Source organism: Heterorhizobium halophytocola (assembly GCF_017873095.1).
Classification (GTDB): domain Bacteria; phylum Pseudomonadota; class Alphaproteobacteria; order Rhizobiales; family Rhizobiaceae; genus Allorhizobium; species Allorhizobium halophytocola.
The window spans coordinates 187147-210739 of record NZ_JAGGJU010000009.1; the positions used below are offsets into that span (position 1 = coordinate 187147).

Annotated in this window: 22 protein-coding genes and 1 tRNA gene; 8 read left to right on the plus strand and 15 right to left on the minus strand. The window is 64.5% G+C overall.

The window, feature by feature from the left end; translation table 11 throughout:
• Positions 1-122: 122 nt before the first annotated feature.
• The 5 genes from J2Z17_RS25255 to bfr all read left to right on the plus strand — a co-directional run bounded on the left by J2Z17_RS25255 (position 123) and on the right by bfr (position 7026).
• Positions 123-1055 (plus strand): ImuA family protein, encoded by a 933-nt coding sequence (locus J2Z17_RS25255; protein ID WP_342454421.1) that lies wholly within the window; start codon positions 123-125, stop codon positions 1053-1055.
• On the plus strand, positions 976-2499 hold the full coding sequence (locus J2Z17_RS16915; RefSeq protein ID WP_245224173.1) for a Y-family DNA polymerase: 1524 nt from the start codon (positions 976-978) through the stop codon (positions 2497-2499). The genes J2Z17_RS25255 and J2Z17_RS16915 overlap by 80 nt, the downstream gene beginning before the upstream one ends.
• On the plus strand, positions 2496-5831 hold the full coding sequence (locus J2Z17_RS16920) for an error-prone DNA polymerase (RefSeq protein WP_209946805.1): 3336 nt from the start codon (positions 2496-2498) through the stop codon (positions 5829-5831). The genes J2Z17_RS16915 and J2Z17_RS16920 overlap by 4 nt, the downstream gene beginning before the upstream one ends.
• A 79-nt stretch (positions 5832-5910) precedes the next feature.
• The gene (locus tag J2Z17_RS16925; RefSeq protein WP_342454422.1) at positions 5911-6240 is read left to right on the plus strand and encodes a (2Fe-2S)-binding protein; all 330 of its coding nucleotides are present in this window, start codon (positions 5911-5913) and stop codon (positions 6238-6240) included.
• A 300-nt stretch (positions 6241-6540) separates the two neighbouring features.
• Positions 6541-7026: a bacterioferritin gene (gene bfr, locus J2Z17_RS16930; RefSeq protein WP_209946806.1), complete on the plus strand. Its 486-nt coding sequence runs from the start codon at positions 6541-6543 to the stop codon at positions 7024-7026.
• Positions 7027-7677: 651 nt separating this feature from the next.
• Here bfr and J2Z17_RS16935 read toward each other — a convergent pair.
• The 14 genes from J2Z17_RS16935 to rplU all read right to left on the minus strand — a co-directional run bounded on the left by J2Z17_RS16935 (position 7678) and on the right by rplU (position 19775).
• Positions 7678-8205, minus strand: a complete 528-nt coding sequence (locus J2Z17_RS16935; RefSeq protein ID WP_280923376.1) for an RNA pyrophosphohydrolase — start codon at positions 8203-8205, stop codon at positions 7678-7680.
• Complete coding sequence (locus tag J2Z17_RS16940) at positions 8202-9398, minus strand: divergent polysaccharide deacetylase family protein (protein ID WP_209946807.1); 1197 nt, start codon at positions 9396-9398, stop codon at positions 8202-8204. The genes J2Z17_RS16935 and J2Z17_RS16940 overlap by 4 nt, the downstream gene beginning before the upstream one ends.
• Before the next feature lie 58 nt (positions 9399-9456).
• A complete protein-coding gene (locus J2Z17_RS16945; protein WP_209946808.1) occupies positions 9457-10779 on the minus strand; it encodes a S41 family peptidase in 1323 nt (440 codons plus the stop codon).
• On the minus strand, positions 10769-12163 hold the full coding sequence (locus J2Z17_RS16950; RefSeq protein WP_209946893.1) for a murein hydrolase activator EnvC family protein: 1395 nt from the start codon (positions 12161-12163) through the stop codon (positions 10769-10771). The genes J2Z17_RS16945 and J2Z17_RS16950 overlap by 11 nt, the downstream gene beginning before the upstream one ends.
• Before the next feature lie 186 nt (positions 12164-12349).
• Entirely contained in the window at positions 12350-12832 is a 483-nt protein-coding gene (gene rlmH / locus J2Z17_RS16955) for a 23S rRNA (pseudouridine(1915)-N(3))-methyltransferase RlmH (protein WP_209946809.1), read from the minus strand.
• 100 nt (positions 12833-12932) lie between these two features.
• On the minus strand, positions 12933-13424 hold the full coding sequence (gene rsfS / locus J2Z17_RS16960) for a ribosome silencing factor (RefSeq protein ID WP_209946810.1): 492 nt from the start codon (positions 13422-13424) through the stop codon (positions 12933-12935).
• Between the two features lie 50 nt (positions 13425-13474).
• Positions 13475-14062 carry a nicotinate-nucleotide adenylyltransferase gene (locus tag J2Z17_RS16965; RefSeq protein ID WP_209946894.1) on the minus strand — a complete coding sequence of 196 codons (588 nt, stop codon included), beginning with the start codon at positions 14060-14062 and terminating at the stop codon, positions 13475-13477.
• A gap of 37 nt (positions 14063-14099) precedes the next feature.
• Entirely contained in the window at positions 14100-15389 is a 1290-nt protein-coding gene (locus J2Z17_RS16970) for a glutamate-5-semialdehyde dehydrogenase (RefSeq protein WP_209946811.1), read from the minus strand.
• Positions 15382-16557 (minus strand): glutamate 5-kinase, encoded by a 1176-nt coding sequence (gene proB / locus J2Z17_RS16975; RefSeq protein WP_209946812.1) that lies wholly within the window; start codon positions 16555-16557, stop codon positions 15382-15384. The genes J2Z17_RS16970 and proB overlap by 8 nt, the downstream gene beginning before the upstream one ends.
• Positions 16554-17633: a GTPase ObgE gene (obgE, locus tag J2Z17_RS16980; RefSeq protein ID WP_209946813.1), complete on the minus strand. Its 1080-nt coding sequence runs from the start codon at positions 17631-17633 to the stop codon at positions 16554-16556. Before obgE ends, proB begins: the two co-directional genes overlap by 4 nt.
• A gap of 168 nt (positions 17634-17801) precedes the next feature.
• Complete coding sequence (locus J2Z17_RS16985) at positions 17802-18383, minus strand: GNAT family N-acetyltransferase (RefSeq protein WP_245224175.1); 582 nt, start codon at positions 18381-18383, stop codon at positions 17802-17804.
• Positions 18380-19015 (minus strand): GNAT family N-acetyltransferase, encoded by a 636-nt coding sequence (locus J2Z17_RS16990; RefSeq protein ID WP_209946815.1) that lies wholly within the window; start codon positions 19013-19015, stop codon positions 18380-18382. Before J2Z17_RS16990 ends, J2Z17_RS16985 begins: the two co-directional genes overlap by 4 nt.
• A gap of 137 nt (positions 19016-19152) precedes the next feature.
• Complete coding sequence (rpmA, locus tag J2Z17_RS16995; RefSeq protein WP_209946816.1) at positions 19153-19422, minus strand: 50S ribosomal protein L27; 270 nt, start codon at positions 19420-19422, stop codon at positions 19153-19155.
• A 38-nt stretch (positions 19423-19460) separates the two neighbouring features.
• On the minus strand, positions 19461-19775 hold the full coding sequence (gene rplU / locus J2Z17_RS17000) for a 50S ribosomal protein L21 (RefSeq protein WP_209946817.1): 315 nt from the start codon (positions 19773-19775) through the stop codon (positions 19461-19463).
• A gap of 314 nt (positions 19776-20089) precedes the next feature.
• Between rplU and J2Z17_RS17005 the strand changes: the two genes are divergently transcribed.
• Positions 20090-20179, plus strand: a tRNA-Ser gene (locus J2Z17_RS17005).
• 76 nt (positions 20180-20255) lie between these two features.
• Here the strand turns inward: J2Z17_RS17005 and J2Z17_RS17010 are convergent.
• The gene (locus J2Z17_RS17010; protein ID WP_342454423.1) at positions 20256-21428 is read right to left on the minus strand and encodes a PAN domain-containing protein; all 1173 of its coding nucleotides are present in this window, start codon (positions 21426-21428) and stop codon (positions 20256-20258) included.
• Positions 21429-21935: 507 nt separating this feature from the next.
• Here J2Z17_RS17010 and J2Z17_RS17015 point away from each other — a divergent pair.
• The gene (locus J2Z17_RS17015; RefSeq protein ID WP_209946818.1) at positions 21936-22784 is read left to right on the plus strand and encodes a transporter substrate-binding domain-containing protein; all 849 of its coding nucleotides are present in this window, start codon (positions 21936-21938) and stop codon (positions 22782-22784) included.
• Positions 22785-22849: 65 nt separating this feature from the next.
• Complete coding sequence (locus J2Z17_RS17020; RefSeq protein ID WP_342454424.1) at positions 22850-23593, plus strand: amino acid ABC transporter ATP-binding protein; 744 nt, start codon at positions 22850-22852, stop codon at positions 23591-23593.

Sequence of the window (23593 nt, forward strand, 5' to 3'; positions counted from 1 at the left end):
CGGGGCGTTTACGAGCGGAAATCCGGAACAGGAATAATTTCACACGAATCGTGGTTGACTCTTTTCGCCAGCTCTGGAATCCATAAGAACAAATAGAGAACGTAGAGACAGGAGCGAACGCCGTGGCACATCAGGCCATGACGCGAGAGGAGCTTTTTGCGCTTCGCGAGGCGGTGGCCCGGATCGAGGGCAAGCCGGTCCACGCGGCGCGCGACTGGGCACGCCAGGCCGAGCGGCAGGCGGCGGAGGCGACCTCTCCGCCAGGCCCGGTGGCGGAGAAAGAGGCGCGCGACGGGGAGTTTCTGCAGCTGCTGCAGGAGACCATCGGCAAGGCAGGCAGCTTTCTGGAAGTGCGCAATCCGAGCCTGATGCAGGCGGGCGGTGCCAGCGGCTTTGCGCTGGCGCTGGCACTGATGGCACCGGGCCTGAAGACGGGCGGGCGGATTCTGCAGATCGGCGATCGCGAGACCGTGCGCGAGGCGGGTCTGCCCTATGCGCCGGGGCTTGCCGATTTCGGCCTGCAATCGGCGCAGGTCGTCCATGCCCTGCCGCGCCGGATCGAGGATGCGCTCTGGCTTGCCGATACGGCGCTTTCAAGCCGGGCCTTTGCCGCGGTTCTGCTGGAGGTGCATGGCAATCCCCGGCATTTCGGCCTGACCGAAAGCCGGCGGCTGAGCCTGACGGCCCGCGCGCAGGGTGGCCTGCTGGTGGTGGTGCGGCATGGCGGCGAGGAGGAGGCCTCGAGTGCCGCCCTCAGACTGAAACTATCCCCGGCGCCGGCGGCGGGCCGGGTGCTTTTCGACAATGCGATGCCGGGCGGCAGCATCGGCAACAGCGTTTTTCACGTAACCGTCGAAAAGAGCCGGACGCTGGCGCTTTTCGACCTGCTTGTGGAGTGGAGCCCCCATGACCGTCGCCTTTACCCCGTCTCTGCTGACACACCCAGGCAGCAGCTCTATCCGGCGCATCCTGTCCTTGAGCTTTCCGCGCCTGTCCACGGACCGGATCGCCCGGCGGCTGTGGGGGGCGTCCTGGCGTTCGATCGGGCGTCCTGAGCATCCGCCGATCGCCTGTGCCGCCCGGACCGGGCAGGCGGTGACGCTCAGCGCGCTCGACGAGGAGGCCCAGGCGATCGGCCTTAGAAAGGCGCAGGGCGTGGCCGAGGCGAAAGCCATCTGTCCATCGCTCGATATCCGGGATGCCGATATCCAGGCAGACCAGCGGCTGCTGTCGGGCCTCGCCGACTGGTGCGACCGCTATACGCCGCTCGTCGCGCTGGATGGCGCCGACGGCCTGATGCTCGACATCACCGGCTGCACCCATCTCTTCGGCGGCGAACAGGCGATGGTCGACGAGGTGCTCGGCCGCCTGCTGCTACTGGGGTTCGAGGTGCGCGGCGCGGTGGCCTCGACGCCGGGCCTTGCCTGGGGGGCGGCCCGGTTTTCCGGCGCCACGGTCATTGCGGAGGGGCAGCCCGAATCCGTGCTGCAGCCGCTGCCCGTTGCGGCCCTGCGCCTGCCGGTCGAAACCGTTGCCGATCTCGCCAAGGTCGGGTTGAAACGCGCAGGCGAATTGCTGGCCATTCCGCGGGCGTCGCTGACCAAGCGCTTCGGCCGGCTGGTTCTGCTGCGCCTCGACCAGGCGCTGGGGGCGGTGGACGAGCCGATCACGCCGCGCCGGCCGGTGGCCCTGCTGTCGGCCGAGCGGCAATTGCCCGAACCGATCCGCGACCACGAGATGATCCTCGATCTGGCCGGGCAGCTGGCGGTGCCGATCAAGACAAAGCTGGAAGAGCGCGAAGAGGGCGGGCGGCTGTTCGAACTCCTGCTGTTTCGCGTCGACGGGCAGGTTTTCCGCATCGAGGTCGGGACATCGGCGCCCTTGCGGGCGACGGCCAGGATCGCGGCCCTGTTTGCCGAGCGGTTGCAGGCGGTGCATGACGATCTGGATGCCGGCTTCGGGTTCGAACTCGTGCGGCTGAACGTGCTGCACAGCGAGCCGTTTCGGGCGGTCGAGGCGCGCTTTGCCGATGCCGGGGAGATGGAGGATCCGCTGCCGGCCTTTATCGACCAGGTGGTGGCGCGGCTCGGGCGCGAGTGCCTGAAACTGCCGGTGATCCTTGCCCGGCACTGGCCGGAACGGGCCTGCCAGATGGTGGTGCTGGCCGACGGGGTGCCTGTCGCGGCAGAGGTGCCGCAAGCCGTGCGTGGCGAGCGGCCGATCCGGCTCCTGGTCCATCCCGAAGCGGTGGAGGTTACCGCGGAAATACCGCACGGACCGCCGGCGAGCTTTCGCTGGCGGCGGGTGCGCCACCGGGTCAGCCGGGCCGAGGGGCCCGAGCGGCTGACGCCGGAATGGTGGATCGACGGCGAAGAGGCCAAGGCGCGGGACTATTTTCGCATCGAGGACACGATCGGCCGGCGCTTCTGGCTCTACCGCCAGGGTCTCTATGAACGCGGCGACGCGCCGAGCTGGTTCATCCAGGGGATCTTCGCATGAGCACGCAACCGTTTTTCGAAATCGGGGCTGCGAGCAATTTCTCCTTCCTGCGCGGTGCCTCGCATCCGGAAGAGATGGTCGAGGCTGCCTATGCGCTCGGTCTTTCCGGGCTGGCGCTGGCCGACCGCAACACGGTTGCCGGCGTGGTGCGCATGCATGCCGCGGCCAAGGCCAGGGGGCTTGCCTATAAAGCCGGTGCACGGCTGGTGTTTGACGACGAGACGCCTGAGATGCTGGCCTATCCGCTCGACCGGCAGGGCTGGGGGCATCTCTGCCGGCTCTTGAGCGCCGGCAATCTGCGCTCGCAAAAGGGGACATGCCGGCTCCTGCTGGCCGATCTTCTCGAATGGGGGGAGGATATGCTGTTTGCCGTCATTGCGCCCTCGCTCGGCACGGAAGGCGAGGCGCAGGATTTTTGCCGGCGACTCGAACCGCTGGCCGAGGCCTTTGCCGGGCGGCTCTATCTTGCACTGGTGCCGCGCCATGACGGGCGAGACGCGCGGCATTTCGCGCAGCTCTCTGCCATCGCACGCCGGTTCGGACTGCCGGAAGTCGCGACCAATCTGCCCGCTTATCACGAGCCGCAGAGAAAGCCGCTGGCCGACATCGTCACCTCGATCCGCGAGCATGTCACCGTCGAGGAGGCCGGGTTGCGGTTGGCGGCCAATGGCGAGAGGCATCTGAAATCACCGGAGGAAATGGCGCATCTGATGCGGCGCTATCCGCAGGCGCTGAAGCAAGCCGGCCGCTTTTTCGACCGCATCTGCTTTTCGCTCGACGAGCTGTGCCACCAGTATCCGGAGGAGACGGTGGATGGCGAAACGCCGGCCAAGGCCCTGCGCCGGCTGACCTATGAAGGGGCTGCCCGGCGCTTTCCCAAGGGCTTGCCGGAAAAGGTCGCCGATCTCCTGGAATACGAGCTGACGCTGATCTCTGAAAAGCAGTACGAGCCGTATTTCCTGACGGTCTGGCGGATCGTCACCCATGCAAGGTCCATCGACATACTCTGCCAGGGGCGTGGGTCTGCCGCCAATTCCGCCGTCTGCTTCTGCCTCGGGATCACCGAGGTGAACCCGGAAAAGACGACACTGCTCTTCGATCGCTTCATCTCGACCGAGCGCGACGAGCCGCCTGATATCGATGTCGACTTCGAACATGCAAAGCGCGAGGAGGTCATCAAGTTCATCTATGACGCCTATGGCCACGAGCATGCCGCGCTGACGGCGGCCGTCATCAGCTATCGCACGCGCTCGGCCGGACGCGAGGTCGCCAAGGCCTTCGGGCTTTCGGACGACGTGCAGTCGGCCCTGTCGAGTTCGGTCTGGGGCTGGTGGACGTCGGGCGTCGGCGAGGACCAGGCGAAGGCCGCGGGCCTGGATGTCGCGGATCCGACCACCCGGCGGGTGATGCATTATGCCAGCCTGATGCAGGGATTTCCGCGCCATCTCTCCCAGCATGTCGGCGGCTTCGTGATCACCCGCGACCGGCTGGACGAGGTGGTGCCGATCATGAATACCGCCGACGGGCGCTACATGATCGAATGGGACAAGGACGACCTGGACACGTTGAAGATCCTGAAGATCGACGTGCTGGCGCTCGGCATGCTGACCTGCCTGGCCAAGGCGCTGACCCTGCTCGAGACCCGCTACGGCCGGCAGGAGACGCTGGCCAGCATTCTCGACGACCACCGGCCGGAGGTCTACGACATGATCTGCCGGGCCGATACGATCGGCGTTTTCCAGATCGAGAGCCGGGCGCAGATGAGCATGCTGCCGCGGCTGAAGCCCCGGCGTTTCTACGATCTGGTGATCGAGGTGGCGATCGTCCGTCCCGGGCCGATCCAGGGCAATATGGTGCATCCCTATCTGAAGCGGCGGCAGGATCTGGTCCGTGGCCGCGAGCCGACCTATCCGAGACCGGAGCTGAAGGTGGTGCTGGAGCGGACGCTGGGCGTGCCGCTGTTCCAGGAACAGGCGATGCAGATCGCAATCACCGGCGCCGGCTTCACGCCTTCGGAAGCCGATCTCCTGCGGCGGGCGATGGCGACCTTCCGGCGCACCGGCCAGGTCAGCCATTTCCGCCAGCGCTTCATCGACGGCATGGTGGCGAACCAGTATGAAAAAGACTTCGCCGAGCGCTGTTTCAGCCAGATCGAGGGCTTCGGCGAGTATGGCTTTCCCGAAAGCCACGCGGCCTCGTTCGCCCTGCTCGTCTATGTCTCCTGCTGGTTCAAGGCCTTCTATCCCGATGTCTTCTGTGCGGCGATGCTCAACTCCCAGCCGATGGGGTTTTATGCGCCGGCGCAGCTCGTGCGCGATGCGCGCGAGCACGGGGTGGAGATCCGTTCCGTCGACGTCAATGCATCGACATGGGACAGCAGCCTGGAGGATCTGGAAGGAGCGGAGGGGCGCGGCGGGATGAGGGCAAGGCTGGAGCCGCGTCATCGCAGCATGCGCGACGTCATTCTGACACGGTTTGCCGTGCGGCTCGGCTTGTCGATGATCAAGGGTTTGTCCGAGCAGGACGCGCGGCGCCTCGTGGCCCTCAGGGGGGAGGGATACCGGTCGGTCGAGGATCTCTGGCGCCGCGCCGGGCTCTCCCGGGCCGTGATGGAGAAGCTGGCCGATGCCGATGCCTTCGGCTCTCTCGGCATCGGCCGTCGCAAGGCGCTCTGGGCGGTCCGGGCGCTGGAAGACATGCAGCCGGGCAGCATTCCGCTGTTCGAAAGGCTCGGGGAAAAGAAGGACATCATCGTCGAGCCGGTAGTGGCCCTGCCCGAAATGGCGCCGGGCGAAGAGGTGATCGAGGACTATCGCACCCTGACGCTTTCGCTGAAGGCGCATCCGCTGTCCTTCCTGCGGGGGCAACTTACCGAATTGAAGGTCACGCCCTCACGCGATCTGGAGCCCCTGCGCGGCGGGCGCATGCTCGATGTGGCGGGGCTGGTGCTGGTGCGCCAGCGGCCGGGATCGGCCAAGGGGGTGATCTTCATGACGCTGGAGGACGAGACCGGCGTGGCCAATGTCATCGTCTGGCCGAAGGTGTTCGAGGCCTACCGGGCCATCGTCATGGGCGCCCGTCTGGTGCGGGTCCGGGGCCGGCTGCAGAACCAGGAGGGCGTCATCCATGTGGTGGCGACCCATCTGGAGGACATGACGGCATCCTTGCGCATCCTCCAGGCGGGGGCGCCGCCACCCGCTCTCGACGGCAAGGGCGGGATGGACGCAGAGGCAGGGCATTGCGTCGCCCGGCAGGGGGACAAAAGGCCTGTCGACCTGTTTTCAACCCATGTCGCGACGCAGGCCATGCCCAAGGGACGGAATTTTCACTGACCGGGTTTGCGGGGCCGATCTGTTTTTTCTTGACAAGGGCTCTCTTCTTTATCAAGAAAGGCGACAGAGAAAGTCATGTTTGAGCGTTGATGCCATGCTCGTCTGCAGCTGCAATTTCATCACGGACAAGGATATCAGGGCGGTCATTACCGAACTGCTGGACCAGGATTGCTGGCAGCTGATCGTTCCGGCCAAGGTCTATCACGCGATGAGCAAGCGCGGCCGCTGCTGCGGCTGCTTCCCGAATGTCGTCGACCTGATCGTCGAAACGACGCGGGCCTATCATGCCGAGCGGCACACCGACGACGTGACGGTCGTCAACTTCATCGACAAGCTGAAGCGGTTCCACGAGGAACAGCAGGCCGAGCTCGTTGCGCGCCGCCAGCGGATGAACGCCAAGGTTGCCTGAACTCTCGTTCAAGACCGGCCATTGCCTGCCTGAAGGGCGCCTTTTTCCCAGACCTACTTGAAAGCGTGCCGCGATGAGCGGCCATGGCCCTGCGCGCCCTTCGCTAGAAGGCGCAGGGCTTTCCGCGCTCCAGGGGTGAAGCCATGCGGACGGATGCCGGCCCGGCAAAAAATGCAGACGGGCTTGGCCAAGGCCATTTACTCGACCCCCAAGTTTCGCTACCCCGTTAGAAATATTCCAAGATTTGTCGGATGCGCGGCCGCCGGCTGTGCGTCACACACTCCAGCAGAGGACGCTACGATGAAGGGTGATGCGAAGGTAATCGAACGGTTGAACGAGGCGCTGTTCCTCGAACTGGGCGCGGTCAACCAGTATTGGCTCCATTTTCGCCTGCTGCACGACTGGGGCTACACCAAGCTCGCCAAGAAGGAGCGCGCCGAGTCGATCGAGGAAATGGGCCATGCCGACAAGCTGATCGACCGGATCATCTTCCTTGAAGGCCACCCCAACCTGCAGACCGTGGCGCCGCTGCGCATCGGCCAGAATGTCAAGGAAGTGCTCGAGGCCGATCTGGCCGGCGAATACGACGCCCGCACGGCCTACAAGAAGTCGCGCGAAATCTGTAACGAGATCGGCGACTACGTGACGATGAAGCTGTTTGAAGAACTGCTGATGGACGAGGAAGGCCATATCGACTTCCTCGAGACCCAGCTCGAACTGCTGGAAAAGATCGGCGAAGAGAAATACGGCCAGCTGAATGCGGATTCCGCAAACGAGGCGGAATAAGGCGCATCCTCCCAGACCGGTGCCGCTGTGGCGCGAACGAACAGAGGGGTTCCGGCTTGCCGGGACCACTTTTTGCTTGGAAGGTAGGCCTGCGGTCCGTGGCGTAGACCGTGCGGCGATCCGGATCGGCTGCGAACGGCAATTGACGCATGATGGTGTGTGAAGGGCACGCATCGTCGTCTTGCCTCTCCTTGACGGGCAGTCGTGACACCTGCAACCGGCAACGCCATGCCTTTGCCGCGCGTGACGGCAGGCGCGCACGAAATTGTCTTTACGTCCAGTGCCAGAGGGCGCAACCGCGTGGCCTCCCGGACTGCCGGTCCCGCGTCGAGATGGCCTGCTTGCCGGCGGTCGGATTGCGTGACCCGGTCCTCCAATGCTCAGGGCCCGGTATTCTGCCGTCACGTCGACGCCGGATTGGCGGACAACCACCGTCAGGCGGCAGCCCGTATGGGGGCGGTCTCAGCGGCATGCCGACATGCGGCCTTTGCAGACGAAGGCGATCCAGCGGTCGCTCCGGCGGCGGGGGATCTCACGGCTTCCGGCGGAAGCTGCGGGCCTCCTGCCGGTGAGTAGGGAGATCATGCCCTCTCCATGCGGAAAATGCGACTTGCTAGGTCTGTCCGGGGCTGCCGGCCCTCCGGCTGGTATTCAGCGCCCGGCCAGATGGGCGAATTCGGCGACGACGGTGTCATAGACCTGACGCTTGAACGGCACGATCAGGCCGGGCAGATCCGCCATCGGTTTCCATTCCCAAGCACTGAATTCCGCCTCGTGTCCGCCCGGTGGCGGATCGATGGCGATCTCGCTTTCATCGCCTTCGAAACGGAAGGCAAACCAGCGCTGGGTCTGGCCGCGATATTTGCCCTTCAGGCCGATGCCGATCAGGTGTTCCGGCAGGTCGTAATGGATCCACCGGCTGGCCTCGGACAGCAGGCTGACCGACCGCATGCCGGTTTCCTCGTAGAGCTCGCGATAGGCGGCTGCGAGGGGATCTTCGCCCTTGTCGATGCCGCCCTGGGGCATCTGCCAGAGTTGCGGCGATCCGTCATATTCCGAATTGCCCTCGGCAATGCGCCGGCCGGCCCAGACGAGCCCCTGCCGGTTCAGTACCATGACGCCGACGCAGGGGCGGTAAGGCAGGTCTTCGGCGCGGACGGGGGGCTTCCTGTCGGTCAAGGCTGGTTCTCCAGAGCGAGTGCGGTGGGGCCGACGATCTCGATGCCGCGTTTCTGGGCATCCCTGCACCAGCTGGCGACGGCCTCGATCGTCTCGTCGAAGGCAAAGCCAACAGCCACCGCCTGGCCGTTGCGGCGCGCGATCCGCTCGGCCTCGTCGAGGCGCTTGAGGATCGACTCGGTGTCGATCTGGTCGTCGATCTGCACGTCGGCAAAGAGCTGCGGGGTGCCGAGCCCCTTGCCGATCTGGCCGGTGAGCGAGGCTGCCGACGACCCATCGTCGAGGAACAGCATGCCGCGGTCGGTGATGTCGCGCATCACCGGTTCCAGCGCATCGGCATCGGTCAGGAACTTGCCGCCGAGATAATTCATCACGCCCGTGTAATTGGTGAACTTGCCCATGGACTGGTGCAGTTTCACCAGCGTCTGATCCGGAGTGTCGGTGGTGAGCAGCGTTGCCGGCCCCGGATTGTTAGCCGGATAATCGAAAGGCTCGAAGGGCAGTTGCAGCAGAACTTCGTGGCCGCCGCGACGGGCATCCTGGACCCATCGCTGCAGGCTGTTGCCGGTGGCGGCGAAGGCGAGGGTGACTTCCGGCGGCAGGCGCTTGACCGCATTCTGGGTGCCGGTCTGGCTGAGCCCGAGACCGCCGATGACGATCGCAAGCCGGGTTCCGCGCGCGCCGGACCAGGGTCTTGCATATTGCTCCATCGGGGTCAGGCCGTCGGAGGCGATGACCGGCAGCGGACCGTCCGGGCTCTGCTCGACCAGCGCGTCATTGGGGATGGCGGCGGTACGCGGATCCTGGCCGATACGCGGCGTGTCGATGAAGGCCGGACCGGCGCCGTCGCGGGCCCGGGGCGTGTAGGTGGTTACCACATTGCCGTCGGGTAGGGTCTGGCGCACGACATTGGCGCCCGAATTCGGACGTGCCCTTGCCAGCGATGCGGCGGGATCGCGGGTAGCGGCAGGCGCCGTCTCCGCGGCAGGCTGCGCGCTATTCGCACTTGTCTGCGTCGGGGGCGACAGGCCGTCGCCAAGCGGAAGCGGCGACAGGGCCACATAGCCGGAAAACCCGATCGCGACGACCGCGAACAGCACGAAAGGCACGCGCCGCAAAAGGCCGCCGAACGGGCGGCGGCCGCTTCTGGATTTCCGGTCCTGGCCAAGTGGCCGGTGAAGATCGGAGCCCACCCTTGCTCATGCCCCCATTATGAAAATGGCCGGCGACCTGAGGCCGCCAGCAAGCCTGTTACTTGGTGGCGACGGGCTTTTCGGGGTTCGGCGGGAAGGACGGATCCTTCTTCGCCCCGCGCAGAAGGTCGAGCGCATAGTTCAGCTGCACGTCCTTGGTCGGATCTTCCGGCACATAGGCGATCGAGCCCGAACCGGTATCCGTTTCTTCCTTGCCCTTGATATGGCCGGGAAGCGAGGATTCGCCTTCGGTCCGCATGCGGCCCTTCAGGTCCTCGGGAAGCGGCTCTTCGACCTTGATGTCCGGCTCGATGCCGGTGCCCTGGATCGATTTGCCCGACGGCGTGTAGTAGAGCGCCGTCGTCAGACGCAGCGAGCCGCGGTCGCCCATCGGGATGATGGTCTGGACCGAGCCCTTGCCGAAGGACCGCGTGCCGAGAATGGTCGCACGGCGCAGGTCCTGCAGCGCGCCGGAGACGATTTCCGAGGCCGAGGCCGAGCCGCCATTGACCAGCACGATGACCGGCTTGCCATCGGTGATGTCGCCCGGCGTCGCATTGAAGCGGCGGGTATCGTTCGGGTCGCGGCTGCGGGTGGAGACGATCTCGCCACGGTCGAGGAAGGCGTCGGCCGTATAGATCGCCTGATCGAGCAGACCGCCCGGATTGAGGCGAAGGTCGATGACGTAGCCCTTCAGCTTGTCCTTGGGGATGTCCTTCTTGATCTTTTCGATGGCCGCTTCGAGATCATCATAGGTCTTTTCGGTGAACGAGATGATGCGGACATAGCCGACATCGCCTTCTTCACGCGACTTGACCGCGCGGATCGCGATGATCTCGCGGTTGATCGTCAGATCGATCGGCTTGTCGGCGCCCTTGCGGATCAGCGTCAGCTTGATCGGGGTGCCGACGGCGCCGCGCATCTTTTCGACCGCTTCCTGCAGCGTCAGGCCCTGGACCTGTTCGCCGTTGATCTCCGAGATATAGTCGCCGGCCAGAATGCCGGCCTTCGAGCCGGGCGTGCCGTCGATCGGCGAAATGACCTTCACCAGGTCATTGTCCATCGTCACTTCGATGCCGATACCGCCGAATTCACCCTTGGTCTGGGTCTGCATGTCGGCGGCGGCTTCCGGGTTCAGATAGCTCGAATGCGGATCGAGCGAACTCAGCATGCCGTTGATCGCGGCTTCGACCAGCTTGTTCTCGTCCGGAACGGTCACATACTGTGCCCGAATGCGTTCGAACACGTCGCCGAAAATCGAAAGCTCTTTATAGGTGGAGGCGCCTGCGGCCTGGGCTGGAATGCCAGCCGAATAAACCACGCTCATCGCCGTCGCGCCCAAGAGGGCCCCGATGATGACATATGAAGCCTTACGTACCATTGCCTGCCTTTCCAGCGTCCTGACCAGCCCACCAAGGGCGTGAATCAACCGGTTGCCCGTCCTTGCGGAATTCAATGTAAAGCGTTGGCCTGTCTGTTTCCAGCGCCAAAGCCGTCGCACTCGCCACTCTTTTTTCACCCATGGTGGCAACGGGTTCGCCAGACACGACAAAACGTCCCTGGCTCGTGGTTACACGGTCAAGCCCCGATAGCACAACGTGATAGTTGCTGCCCGTATTCAGGATGACCATGTGACCATAACTTCGGAATTCACCTGCAAAGACAACCCATCCATCGGCTGGCGCCGTGACAACAGCGCCTGGTGCGGTTGCAACCGTCATGCCGTTGGCTCCGTGCCCCGTGCCGTCCGGGTCACCGAACCTGCGCAGAACCTCGCCTGCGGCAGGCAGTTCGAGTTTACCCTTCAAATCGGCAAAAAGATATGCGGGTGCAATACGGTTTTTGTCGGGCAGTTCGCCTTGTTCCAGTTCGCGGCGACGCTCGTCGGCGCTCTCGCGCTGGCGGGCCTCGTCGGCCTCTGCCTGGCGCATGGCTTCGCGCACCGATGAGATTTCCGTCTCCAGCGAGCCGATCAGGCCCTTCAGCGAGGTCGCCTTGCCGGCCAGTTCGTCGGCGCGCCGTTGCTCGGAGGCAAGGGCGGTGGTGGTCTGGTTCGCCTGGCGCGCATTCTCGGCCAGCAGCATGTCCATGCGCCGCTCTTCCTCCTGGCGGCTCGCCAGGACGGACATGGCATTGGTCTTCTCGTCGGCAATGCTCTTGCGCAGCGTGACGAGTTCCTGCAGGTCGGCGGCCAGCTTCTCGGTCTCCTTGCGAACCCCGGGCACGACCGCGCCGAGCAGGATCGCCGTTCGAACGGAGGCCAGCGCGTCTTCCGGCGTGACCAGCAGGGCGGGTGGCGGATCGCGACCCATGCGTTCCAGGGCTGCCAGCACCTCGGCCAGCAGGCCGCGGCGGTCGCGGAAGGAGTGGCGGATCTCGTCCTCCCGCACCCGGTAGGTGGCGAGTTTCTCCTCGCTGTCGGAGATCCTCGCTTCCAGCGCCTTGCGGCGGGCAGCCGAGTCGATCAGCGCCTGGCGCAGGCTCGCCGAGCTTTTCTCGATATTGGCAATCGCTTCCTGCAGTTCGCGCTGCTTCTGTTCCGACAGCGTCATCGTGCTCGACAGCGACCGCAGTTCCTCGGCCGCCTCGTCGCGTTTCTGCTTCAGGTCCTGTGCAGGGTCGTCGGGCGCCGGCTCGTCGGGCGCGGGATCGGCGGAGGTCTCGCCGGACGTCTGGGACGCGGCGGGTGCCGCATCGGGCGACACGTCCTGGGCGAGCGCCGTCGGTTGGCCGACGGGAAGGCCGCACAGCAGCACGGCAAGCATGCACAAACCCGCCGTCGACATCCGGAATGCGCGGCGGCGATCGGACCTTGCCTTGCTGTCATCACTCATGCGCGTTCGCTGCCTGATTCGCTGCGTGGCAAACTAGGCCGAGTTTCCGAGCAAACAAAGGGGGCATTTGCAAATGCTGCGCTGCCGGCATGGCGGCCTGCAAGACGATGCCGCGTGTTAGACCCGGTGATAGGGGTGGCCGGACAGGATCGTCACGGCGCGGTAGAGCTGTTCGGCAATCAGGATGCGCACCAGCTGGTGCGGCCAGGTCAGCCGGCCGAGATTGAGGGTGAGGCTTGCCCGATCCCGCAAGGCGGAATCCAGACCGTCGGCACCGCCGATGACGAAGACCACGTCGCGTATGCCCTGGTCGCGCCAGTCGCCGATGGTCGCGGCGAAATCGGCGCTGTCGAGCGCCTTGCCGCGTTCATCGAGGCAGACCAGTACCGCGCCGTCGGGCAGGGTCTTTTCGAGCAGGCCCGCTTCTTCGCGCTTGCGGGTCTCGACATTGCCGGCGCGGCTTTCGGAGAGTTCGCCGAGCCGGCCGAGTTCGAGCCCGATCGCCGGTCCGGCCTTGGCGAAGCGGTCGAGATAACGCGCAGCGAGTTCCTTCTCCGGTCCGGCCTTGAGTTTGCCGACCGCCGAAATCCCGATACGCATATGCCGCTCCCAGTTCAATCGACCGAAAAGCTACGCCCGGTCCCGAAGGGCCGGTCTTCAGCTTGCGGTCCTGCTCCAGGCCGGCCAGAGATGCGGCCGGTCAGTGCCTTGTTTCGTCCTCGATGTCGGGAGCCTGCCACATCTTCTCGATGCTGTAGAACTCACGGATCTCCGGGCGGAACACATGCACGATAATGTCACCGGTGTCGATCAGAACCCAATCGCCGGTTTCCAGACCCTCGACCCGGGATGACCCGAGGCCTTCGTCCTTCATGTCGGAAATCAGATGTTCGCAGATCGCCGTGACATGACGGCTCGATCGGCCGGAGACGACGATCATGTAGTCGCCCAGCGCGGATTTGCCATTGATGTCGATGGTGACGATATCTTCTGCCTTCGAGTCCTCGAGACTTGAGAGGACCAGTTCAAGCGCGCGGGTTGCGGCATCGGCGTCGCTGCCCGGGCTCTGGGGCAAGATCCTGGAGACCTTTCCCTTGGTGTGTACTGTTGTCAGCGGTTTCCCTTTCCTGGATGAACAGAACAACACTTCTGTGGCTGTGCGATACGCATGGCCATGCCAATAAGGTGGCATCGATCCGTTAATGTTTCAAGACAGCGCCCGCCAATCGATGCGCAGCGGCACTACGCGTTTCCAGCTTCCCGCAAGGCTGTCGAACTCAACGGCGAACGGGGCCCATGGATGAAGGTCCAGGCCGGCGCCTTCCGTTTCCAGAGCGTGCCTGCATCGCTTTCGTCGATCCGGGCATAGTCGAAGGTACGGGCCATTTTTGACGAAAGATAGGAGAGCGTGGCACCCGGGCGGTCGATCACGGCAATCGGGAAGGTGCTGGCGATGTGGTGCCAGCGCTGCCAGTGGTGAAAATTCTTCAGGTTGTCGGCGCCCATGATCCAGACGAAATGGACGTCGTGGTTGCGCGCCTTCACATAATCCAGCGTCTTGGCCGTATAGCTGGTGCCGAGCTGCTTTTCAAAGGCGGTGACCTTGATCCGCGGATCGGCCGCCATCTCTTCGCTGAGCGCCAGCCGCTTCGACAGCGGCGCAAGGCCCGACGTGCTTTTCAGCGGATTGCCGGGCGTGACCATCCACCAGAGCTGGTCGAGTTTCAGCCGCCTGAGCGCAATCTCGGCCACCAGGGCATGGCCATGATGCGGGGGATTGAACGAGCCGCCGAACAGGCCGACGACCATGCCGCGCTCGGTGTGCGGCATGGCGAGATGGCGAAACTCGATCGGATCGATGCTCACGTCAGGCGCGCACCTGGCCGCTGCCGCGGACCCGATATTTGAACGAGGTCAGCTGCTCGACGCCGACCGGGCCGCGGGCATGCATCTTGCCGGTGGCAATGCCGATCTCGCCGCCCATGCCGAACTCGCCGCCATCGGCGAACTGGGTCGAGGCATTGTGTACCAGGATCGCCGAATCGATCTCGTTGAAGAAGCGCTCGACCACCGCCGGGTCCTCGGCGATCACCGCCTCGGTGTGATTGGACGAGTATCGGGCGATATGGGCAATCGCGCCATCGATGCCGTCGACCAGTTCCACCGAGATGATCGCGTCCAGATATTCGGTCGTCCAGTCGGCCTCGGTGGCCGCGGCATAGCCCGGCACCCGCTGCAGCACGGCCGCCGAGGCGCGGATCTCGCAGCCTTTCTCGGCCAATGCATCGAGAAGCGGTTTCAGGTGGGTAACGGCCGCCTTGCGGTCGACCAGCAGGGTTTCGGCCGCCCCGCAGATGCCGGTGCGGCGCATCTTGGCATTGACGACGATATTGCGCGCCATGGCGAGATCGGCGGAGGCGTCGACATAGATATGGCAAAGGCCTTCGAGATGGGCGAACACCGGCACGCGGGCCTCCGACTGGACACGCGCGACAAGGTTCTTGCCGCCGCGCGGCACGATGACGTCGATGGCGCCGTTCAGGCCCGACAGCATGGCGCCGACGGCGGCCCTGTCGGTCACCGGCACCAGCTGGATCGCGTCGGCGGGAAGGCCGGCGGATTCCAGTCCTTCCTGCAGGCAGGCATGGATCGCCCGCGACGAGCGGGCCGAATCGCTGCCGCCGCGCAGGATTACCGCATTGCCGGCCTTCAAACAGAGCGCGCCGGCATCGGCCGTGACATTCGGGCGGCTCTCGTAGATCACGCCGATGACGCCGAGTGGCGTGCGCACGCGCTCGATATGCAGGCCGTTCGGGCGGTCCCATTCGGCCATCAGGCTGCCGACCGGATCGGCAAGATCGGCGATCTCCCGCAGCGCCGTCGCCATGCCGGCGATACGGTCCGGGGTCAGCGTGAGGCGATCGACGAAGGAGGCGGCAAGGCCGCTATCCTTGACACCGTCGAGGTCGGCGGCATTGGCGAGAAGGATCTCCGGCTGGCGTGCAAGGATCGCGTCGGCCATGGCGTTCAGCGCCCGGTTCTTCTGCTCGGCCGGGGCAATCGCCAGCGGGCGGGCGGCGGCCCGCGCCCGGACGCCGAGGTCGAGCATCAGCGCCTCGATATCGGTTGCATCGGTGTCGGCGGCGCGATCAAGCATTGGCCGTATCCTTCTTCTGTCGTGCGGCCGTCGTCTCCAGGCCGGTCTCGGTCATCACCAGATCGTCGCGATGGATCATCGCGGCACGCCCGGCATAGCCGAGAATGCCCTCGATCTCGCCGGAGCGGCGACCGGCGATCCGCCGGGCGTCCTCGGCGTCGTAGCCGGACAGGCCGCGGGCGATCTGGCGTCCTTCGGGGCCGATCACGGCAATGGTGTCGCCGCGGTGAAACCCGCCGACGACTTCGCGCACACCGGCCGGCAGCAGGCTCTTGCCGGCACTGAGCGCCTTTACCGCGCCGGGATCGACATGGATCTCGCCGCTTGGCTGCAGCTGCCCGGCGATCCAGGTCTTGCGGGCGGTCACCGGCGCAACCGAGGCAGCAAACAGCGAGCAGCGCTGGCCGTCTTCGATGGCGCGCAGCGGATGTTCGGTCTTGCCCGAGGCGATGATCATGGCGCAGCCGGCGCCGGTTGCGATCTTGCCGGCATCGATCTTGGTGCGCATGCCGCCGCGCGACAGTTCGGACGCCGCGCCGCCGGCCATGGCCTCGATCTGCGGCGTGATCGCCTCGATATCCTCGAGGAACCGGGCTTGCGGATCGAGATGCGGGGGGGCGGTGTAGAGGCCGTCGATATCCGACAGCAGCACCAGAAGATCGGCGCCGGCCATGGTCGCGACGCGCGCGGCAAGGCGATCATTGTCGCCGTAGCGGATTTCCGAGGTGGCGACCGTGTCGTTTTCGTTGATGATCGGCAGCGCCGAGATCTTCGACAGCTGGTTGAGGGTGGCCCGGGCATTCAGATACCGGCGGCGTTCCTCCGTGTCGCCAAGGGTCAGCAAGACCTGGCCGGCGATGATCCCATGGCGCGACAGGCTTTCCGACCAGTGTCGGGCCAGCGCGATCTGGCCGACGGCGGCGCAGGCCTGGCTTTCCTCGAGCTTCAGCGCGCCCGGATGCATCTTGAGCACGGTGCGGCCGAGCGCGATCGCGCCCGACGAGACGACCAGCACGTCGACCCCCTTGCGGCGGAGATCGGCAATGTCGTCGCAGATCGCATCCAGCCAGGACTTTTTCAGCCCGCTTGCCCTGTCGACGAGCAGGGCCGAGCCGATCTTGATGACGATGCGGCGATAGGCGTCAAGCGATCTGCCGGCGGCGGTCATTCGTCGCTGGCCTCGATATCGCTCTTGTCGGCGTCGCGGTGGCGCGGCTTGCGCGTGCGCTCGGGCACCTCTTCCGGCGGGGCGCCGCCGTCGGAGACGATCACCTCGCGCAGAACCCGCAGGACATCTGTCATGCCGCGGCCGGTGATGGCCGAAAACAGATAGGGCTCCCGGCCGCAGGCCTTTTTCAGCTCCTTGGCCTTCTTCTTCAGCGTTTCGTCGTCGGCAACGTCGATCTGTGACAGGGCAACGATCTCGGTCTTGTCCTCGATGCCGTGGCCATAGGCCTCCAGCTCGTGGCGCACCGTCGTGTAGGCCTTGCCGACCTCTTCCTCCTGGGCGGAGACCAGATGCAGCAGCACGCGGGTGCGCTCGACATGGCCGAGGAAGCGGTCTCCGATGCCGACACCCTCATGGGCGCCTTCGATCAGGCCCGGAATGTCGGCGAGGATGAATTCGCTGCCATCGACGGTCGCAACGCCGAGATTGGGGTGCAGCGTGGTAAAGGGATAATTGGCGATCTTCGGGCGGGCGCGGGTGACGGTCGCCAGGAAGGTCGACTTGCCGGCATTGGGAAGGCCGACAAGGCCGGCGTCGGCGATCAGCTTCAGCCGCAGCCAGACGGTCTTTTCCTCGCCCTCCAGGCCCGGATTGGCCCAGTTCGGCGCCTGGTTGGTGGCCGTCTTGAAATAGGCATTGCCGAAGCCGCCATTGCCGCCCTTGGCGATGCGAAAGCGCTGGCCTTCGGCGTTCAGGTCGACGATCAGGGTTTCGTTGTCTTCCTCGAAGATCTGGGTGCCGACCGGGACCTTCAGCGTGACTTCCTCGCCATTGGCGCCGGTGCGGTTGCGCCCCATGCCGTGGGTGCCGGTCTTGCCCTTGAAATGCTGCTGGAAGCGGAAGTCGATCAGCGTGTTGAGGCCGTTGACGGTTTCCACCCAGACATCGCCGCCGCGGCCGCCATCGCCGCCGTCGGGGCCGCCGAACTCGATGAACTTCTCGCGGCGGAACGAGACGGCGCCCGCACCTCCGTCGCCGGAGCGGATATAGACCTTGGCTTCATCGAGAAATTTCATGCGTCTGCCATCGCTTCTTGTCTGGTTCCGTGCCGCGTGTCGGGGCATCGATATCGCCGGAAGGGCGGGAGGTCAAAGAGTATCGTCCGATTCGCCGCCTGCGGGCGGCAAGTTTCACGTCGAGGCGCCGCGGATTTTCGCGCTCCGCGGCGCATGATTGTCGAAGGCTCACCCGGCCGATCGCGGGCGGAACCGCCCTTCGTCGAGCGCGGTGTCGATATGCGAGACCATCGCATTGCGCCCGACCGAGAAGACCTGGCTGGAGCCGGTGACGGCAAAGCCGAGCTTTTCCTGGACGCGCAGCGATGCCGGATTGTCGGCGAAGACACCGGAATGCAGCGTTACCCCCGGCATGCGCCGGAAGAAGCGCTCGACGGTTGCCTGCACCGCCTCGCTCATATAGCCGCGCCCCCAGAAGCTGCGGTTCAGCCAGTAGCCGAGATGCCAGAGGCCATGCCGAAGCTCGACGGAAACGACGCCCATATGGACATCGTTCTCGTCGCTGATGGCCAGCGACCAGTCGGGACTGGCCTTGCCGTTGACCCGGTTCAGCCAGTCGACCGCGTCATCGCGACCATAGGGCAGCGGCACCCGCGCCAGCATGCGGGTGATCTGGAAATCCGACAGCGACTGGGCGATCGCATCGGCATCGCGCATCCGGTGCGGGCGAAGGGTGAGCCGCGCGGTCGAGACAAAGGGGCAGGGCCCGAGGCTGGCCGGCGCGTGGACCTGTTCGAGGGTCGGGGTCATCGCATGTCCCCCCAGCTCTTCAGCGACATCCAGGTCTTGCGGTCCAGCCGGTACCATTCGACCGGCACCATGGAATGCATGGCAAGGCTGCTGGCCATGCCCGATCCCTGGAACTGGAAGCCGCATTTCTGGATCACCCGGCGCGAGCCGATATTGGTGACCCGGCAGCGCGCGTCGATCTGGGTGATCTCGCGGCTGCGGAACGCCATGTCGATCAGCGCATGGGCGGCTTCCGTGCCGTAGCCCTTGTTCCAGTGCGGCTCGCCCAGCCAGTAGCCGATCTCCAGCGTGTCGGCATCGTTGTCATGCGGTTCGAGGCCGCAGCAACCGAGAAATTCGCCGTTTTCCGCTTTGGTGATGGCATAGACGCTCTTGCCGATCCCGCCATTTTTCGTGCGTCGCACGAAGTCGGCCGCGTCGTTGACCGTATAGGGATGCGGCATGCGCGACACCATGGTGGCGATCGCGGCATTGTTGGCGAGATCGGTAAGGGCGTCGATATCTTCTTCGTGCGGGGCGCGCAGGACGAGCCTTTGCGACAACAAGACGGGGCAATCGCTCCTTAACCGGTCCGGCCTTTGCCGTTCCTCGGGGGACCTGGATGGTCCCTCCCGCAATATCTGGCTCTGCATGGTTCAGTCTCCTTGGTTGGTAAGGACAAAAGAAAAAGGGAAGCTGGGCGGTGCCCCATCTTCCCTTTTGTCTTGACTGAACTTTTCAGGATCAGCCGGGTCGATGAGACACCGGCTGATTTTTTAAGCGGTGCCGGTTATTCCGCTGCTTCTGCTTTCGGGGCCACGGACACGTAAACGCGGCCATTGGCCTTCGTACGGTAGTTCACGTTGCCTGCGGTCAGCGCAAAGAGGGTGTGGTCCTTGCCCATGCCGACATTGGCGGCCGGATGCCACTGGGTGCCGCGCTGGCGCACGATAATGTTGCCCGGAATGACGACTTCGCCACCGAACTTCTTCACGCCGAGGCGCTTGGACTGAGAATCGCGACCGTTGCGCGAGGAACCGCCAGCTTTTTTGTGTGCCATTGGAGTTCTCCTTTAAACCTTGTTCCTGTCAGGGCCGATCAAGCGGCGACGATGTCGGTGATACGCACCACGGTGTGGTGCTGGCGGTGGCCGCGCGAACGCTTGGAGTTCTGGCGACGGCGCTTCTTGAAGGCGATGACCTTCTTGCCGCGGTTGTGTTCAACGACTTCCGCCATGACCTTGGCGCCGGCGACGAAGGGGGCGCCGAACGTGGCGTCCGCGCCTTCGCCGATGACGAGGACTTCGGTGAATTCGATCTGTGCGCCAGCGTCGCCTTCCAGCTTTTCGATGGTGAGGACGTCGTTGGCATTGACGCGGTACTGTTTACCGCCGGTCTTGATGACTGCGAACATTTTTTATCCTTTCATGTTCGTTTCCGGCTCTTCCCGCCTGAAGGCAAGCGGCCGTCTTTTTATCAGTCGGATGACAGGTGCCTTGCGGATATCCGCATGGTCGGCCTGCCGGTGAATGCCGCGCCTTTCCTTCGGGACAGGGCGGGCAAAATCAGGACACGGTTCTCCCATGTCTAATTCGGGTTGTGCGATACGCGAGGGTCTTTGAACTGTCAAGATAAAAGCGCGGTGCTATCGCCAAATTGCCCTTGCCAGCCCGAGCGAACGCCGCTATGTAGCGCACCGCACCTACCAAGGTGTCGACCATATCACGCGGAGAGGTGGCTGAGAGGTCGAAAGCACCGCACTCGAAATGCGGCATACGGGCAACCGTATCGTGGGTTCGAATCCCACCCTCTCCGCCATTGATTTTCATGTCCACACCGAAGACATAGGTAACACCTTCCCTCCTTCTGCGCCTGACGGACCGCATCGGTGCGATCAGTCGAGGTCGATGATCTTTGCAGGGGTGTAGCTTTGCGGCGTCTTGATGCCGCTGACCATGCCCTTTTGCGCCCGCGGGGTGCCGGTGGTTCCCTTCAGCCAGCATTCCTTTCGCGCCCGGACATAGGTGAAGGCGAGGCAGCGCTTGTTGTCGATGCAGGCGAGACGGCATTGCAGCGGTGTCGTGGCCTGGCGCTCCGGACCGGTGGCAAGATCGCCGCCCGGCAGGTCGATGTCGTCGAACAGGGCCTCATGCGGATCGATCGTGCCGATGGTGAAGGGGAGCGGATCGGCCTGCGCGCCGCCCAGCACCATGCCCGACAGGGCCACCGCATTCCCGTCGACGCGGCCATAGCCCGACTTCAAAAAACAGTTCGGCCCGCGCTTGATGTTCGGGTTGACGTTGAAGGTGAAGGCCTTGCACTGACCGCGCATGATGGCGCATTGCTGGGCGCAGTCGCCGGCTTCGGCCACACGGCGCGCGTCGATGTCGTCGCCAAAAAGATCGAGACCCGTGTAGATCGCGATGCGATCCGGGCGTTTGGGTGCTTCGTTGGGCGGCAGCGAGGCTTCAGACAGCGCGGATGCCGGACCCTGTCGCGTCATGGCGAGATCCGCCGTCGATCTTGCCAGGGTCTCCCGCGATAGCGCCTCGGCCGTCCTGTCGAGATGATAGCGCTCGATTTCCGCGGCTGAGAAGACATGCATCTCGTTCGGCGGCGTCTTGAACATCACGCTCATCACCTCGGCCGGCGTATCGAACCGGCCGAGAACGTCGATGATATCGGATATGGTCAGCTGCGCGCCGACAAGATCCGCGGACTGGGAGGAGATCTGGTGGACTCCGAGTTCACCGTCGGCCAGCCGTGCGGTTCCCGCCAGAAACACATAGGCGCAGGCCGAATAGCAGCCGCTCTGCTTCGGGATATAGGTCGCAAGTCCTCGCTGGTGAATATCGTCGGCAATCAGCAGCCCCATCTGGACACTGCCGCCGGGGCTGTTGAGCGCCACCGCTTTCGCCTGCGGTGCGGCCTCCAGGATGCGCCGGAAATTCAGCGCGGAACCGACGTCGATTTCGCCGTTGAGCACGATCAGGTCGGGCTGGCTATCGTCGACCGAGAAAGGCCCGAACGTCTTTTCCGCAGCCACAGCGCTGCAGAATGAAGACACCGACAGCAGAATGCTTGCTAACGCGAGACCAAGCCGATTACGCATGAGGACAGACCCTTTACCCGATGCCATCAAACTATAGTGGCCGTCCGGCCGCAAGCCTGGATTCCTTTCAAATGCGATCGCCGCGGATCGGGTGGGCAACGTCGCGCATCGCTTTCGGAGACAGCCGTGACGCTCCTCTTAGGGAATTCCGGGCTTGGTCGTCGAAACCGGAGGGAATCCTGGCTGTGGTCATTCGGGGATTTTGACCGGTGCGGGCAGCGCGGGGCCTTGCAGGAGCACCGGTCCTTTGGCCTGGTGCTCCCGCCTGCCGGACGCCGAGCCAAGGAGAGCCCCTGGCCATGAATTTTAGGCAAAATCCGCGAGAGACCGGGCCGCCTTCGAATAACCAAATCGAATAATTCAATTCCAACTATAATAACAAATTATATTGCAGTGCAGCAGCGGCCGTGAAATCATCCCTCCAACGACAAGCCGGAAAACCGGCACTTCCAGTAGGAGAACATGATGACTTTTCTGAAGAAATCCGGCCTTGCCGGGTTGTCGATGCTGATTGCCCTGTCGACGGCGCATGCCGAAGGGACGATCAAGACGGCGCTTGACGGAACCTTCGCCCCGCATGCGATGCCGACCCTCGACGGCAAGGTCGAAGGCTTCAATGTCGATCTCGTCAATCTGATCGGCGCGCGGCTGGGCAAGACGGTCGACCTCACCGCCGCGCAGTTTTCCGGCCTGATCCCGGCGCTGCAGGCCGGGACCTACGACTTCCTCGCGGCACCGGTGACGGTCACCAAGGAACGCAGCGCCAACATGCTGTTTACCGAAGGCTTCATGGATACCAATTTCGGCTTTCTGGTCGCCGCGGGTGCCCCCGACTTCACCAAGCTGGAAGACTTCAAGGGCAAGACCATCGCCGTCAACAAGGGCTCCGCCTATGAGAGCTTCCTGAACGAGAAGGCCGGCGAATACGGCTGGAAGGTCGAGAGCTACGGCACCAATACCGACGCCGTGGCCGCCGTCACCTCGGGCCGCGCCGACGCCAATCTGGCTGGTGCCACCGTGGTGGCCTGGGCCGCCAAGAAGAACCCGCAGGTCAAGCTGTCCTACGAATATCCGACCGGCCTCGTCTGGGGCCTGGCCTTTCGCAAGGACGACGTCGAGGGCCGCAACTTGGTCGACAAGGCGATCGAGTGCCTGAAGATCGACGGCTCGATGGCCAAGCTTTCGGAAAAGTGGTTCGGCGTGACGCCGAAGGAGGGCACGACGATCATCACGCCGACAAAGGGCTACGGGGTGCCGGGCTTCGACGGCTATGTCGATGACGATCACAAGCCGAGCTGCGCGTTGAACTGACACATCGAACCGGTTGCCGCGGTCCTCACCGTGGCACAAGACCGCTGCAACCGGCTGGAGCCTTCATGAGCAACCGCCCCATGCTTGAGATCGTCGCGCTGGAAAAGCGCTTCGGCAGCACGCAGGTCCTGCGCGACATCCATCTGAAAGTGCCGCAAGGCGAACTGGTCTTCGTCATCGGCCCCTCCGGATCGGGCAAGAGCACCATGCTGCGCTGCTGCAACCGGCTGGAAGAGCCGAGCGGCGGCGACATCCTGATCGACGGCCGCAACATCATGGCCGGCACCACACGCGACCTCAACCGCATGCGGCTGCAGGTCGGCATGGTGTTCCAGGGCTTCCATCTCTATCCGCACATGACCGTGCTGAGGAACATCACGCTCGCCCAGCGCAAGGCGCTGAAGCGCAGCGATGAAGAGGCGAAGGCGCGGGCGATGGACATGCTCGAACAGGTGGGGCTCGCCCACAAGGCAGAGGCCTATCCGGGCGAACTCTCCGGCGGCCAGCAGCAGCGCGTGGCGATCGCCAGGGCGTTGGCGCTCGATCCCAAGGTGATGCTGTTCGACGAGCCGACCTCGGCGCTCGACCCCGAACTGGTCGGCTCCGTGCTGACGGTGATGAAGGGCCTGAAGGCCAAGGGCATGACCATGCTGGTGGTCAGCCATGAAATGGGTTTTGCCCGCGAGACGGCCGACAGGGTGATCTTCATGGATGGCGGGGTCGTCGTCGAGGAGGGCACGCCCGACGAGATCTTCGGCGCGCCGAAGGTGGAGCGCACCCGCGCCTTCCTGTCGCGCGTGGCGAGATAG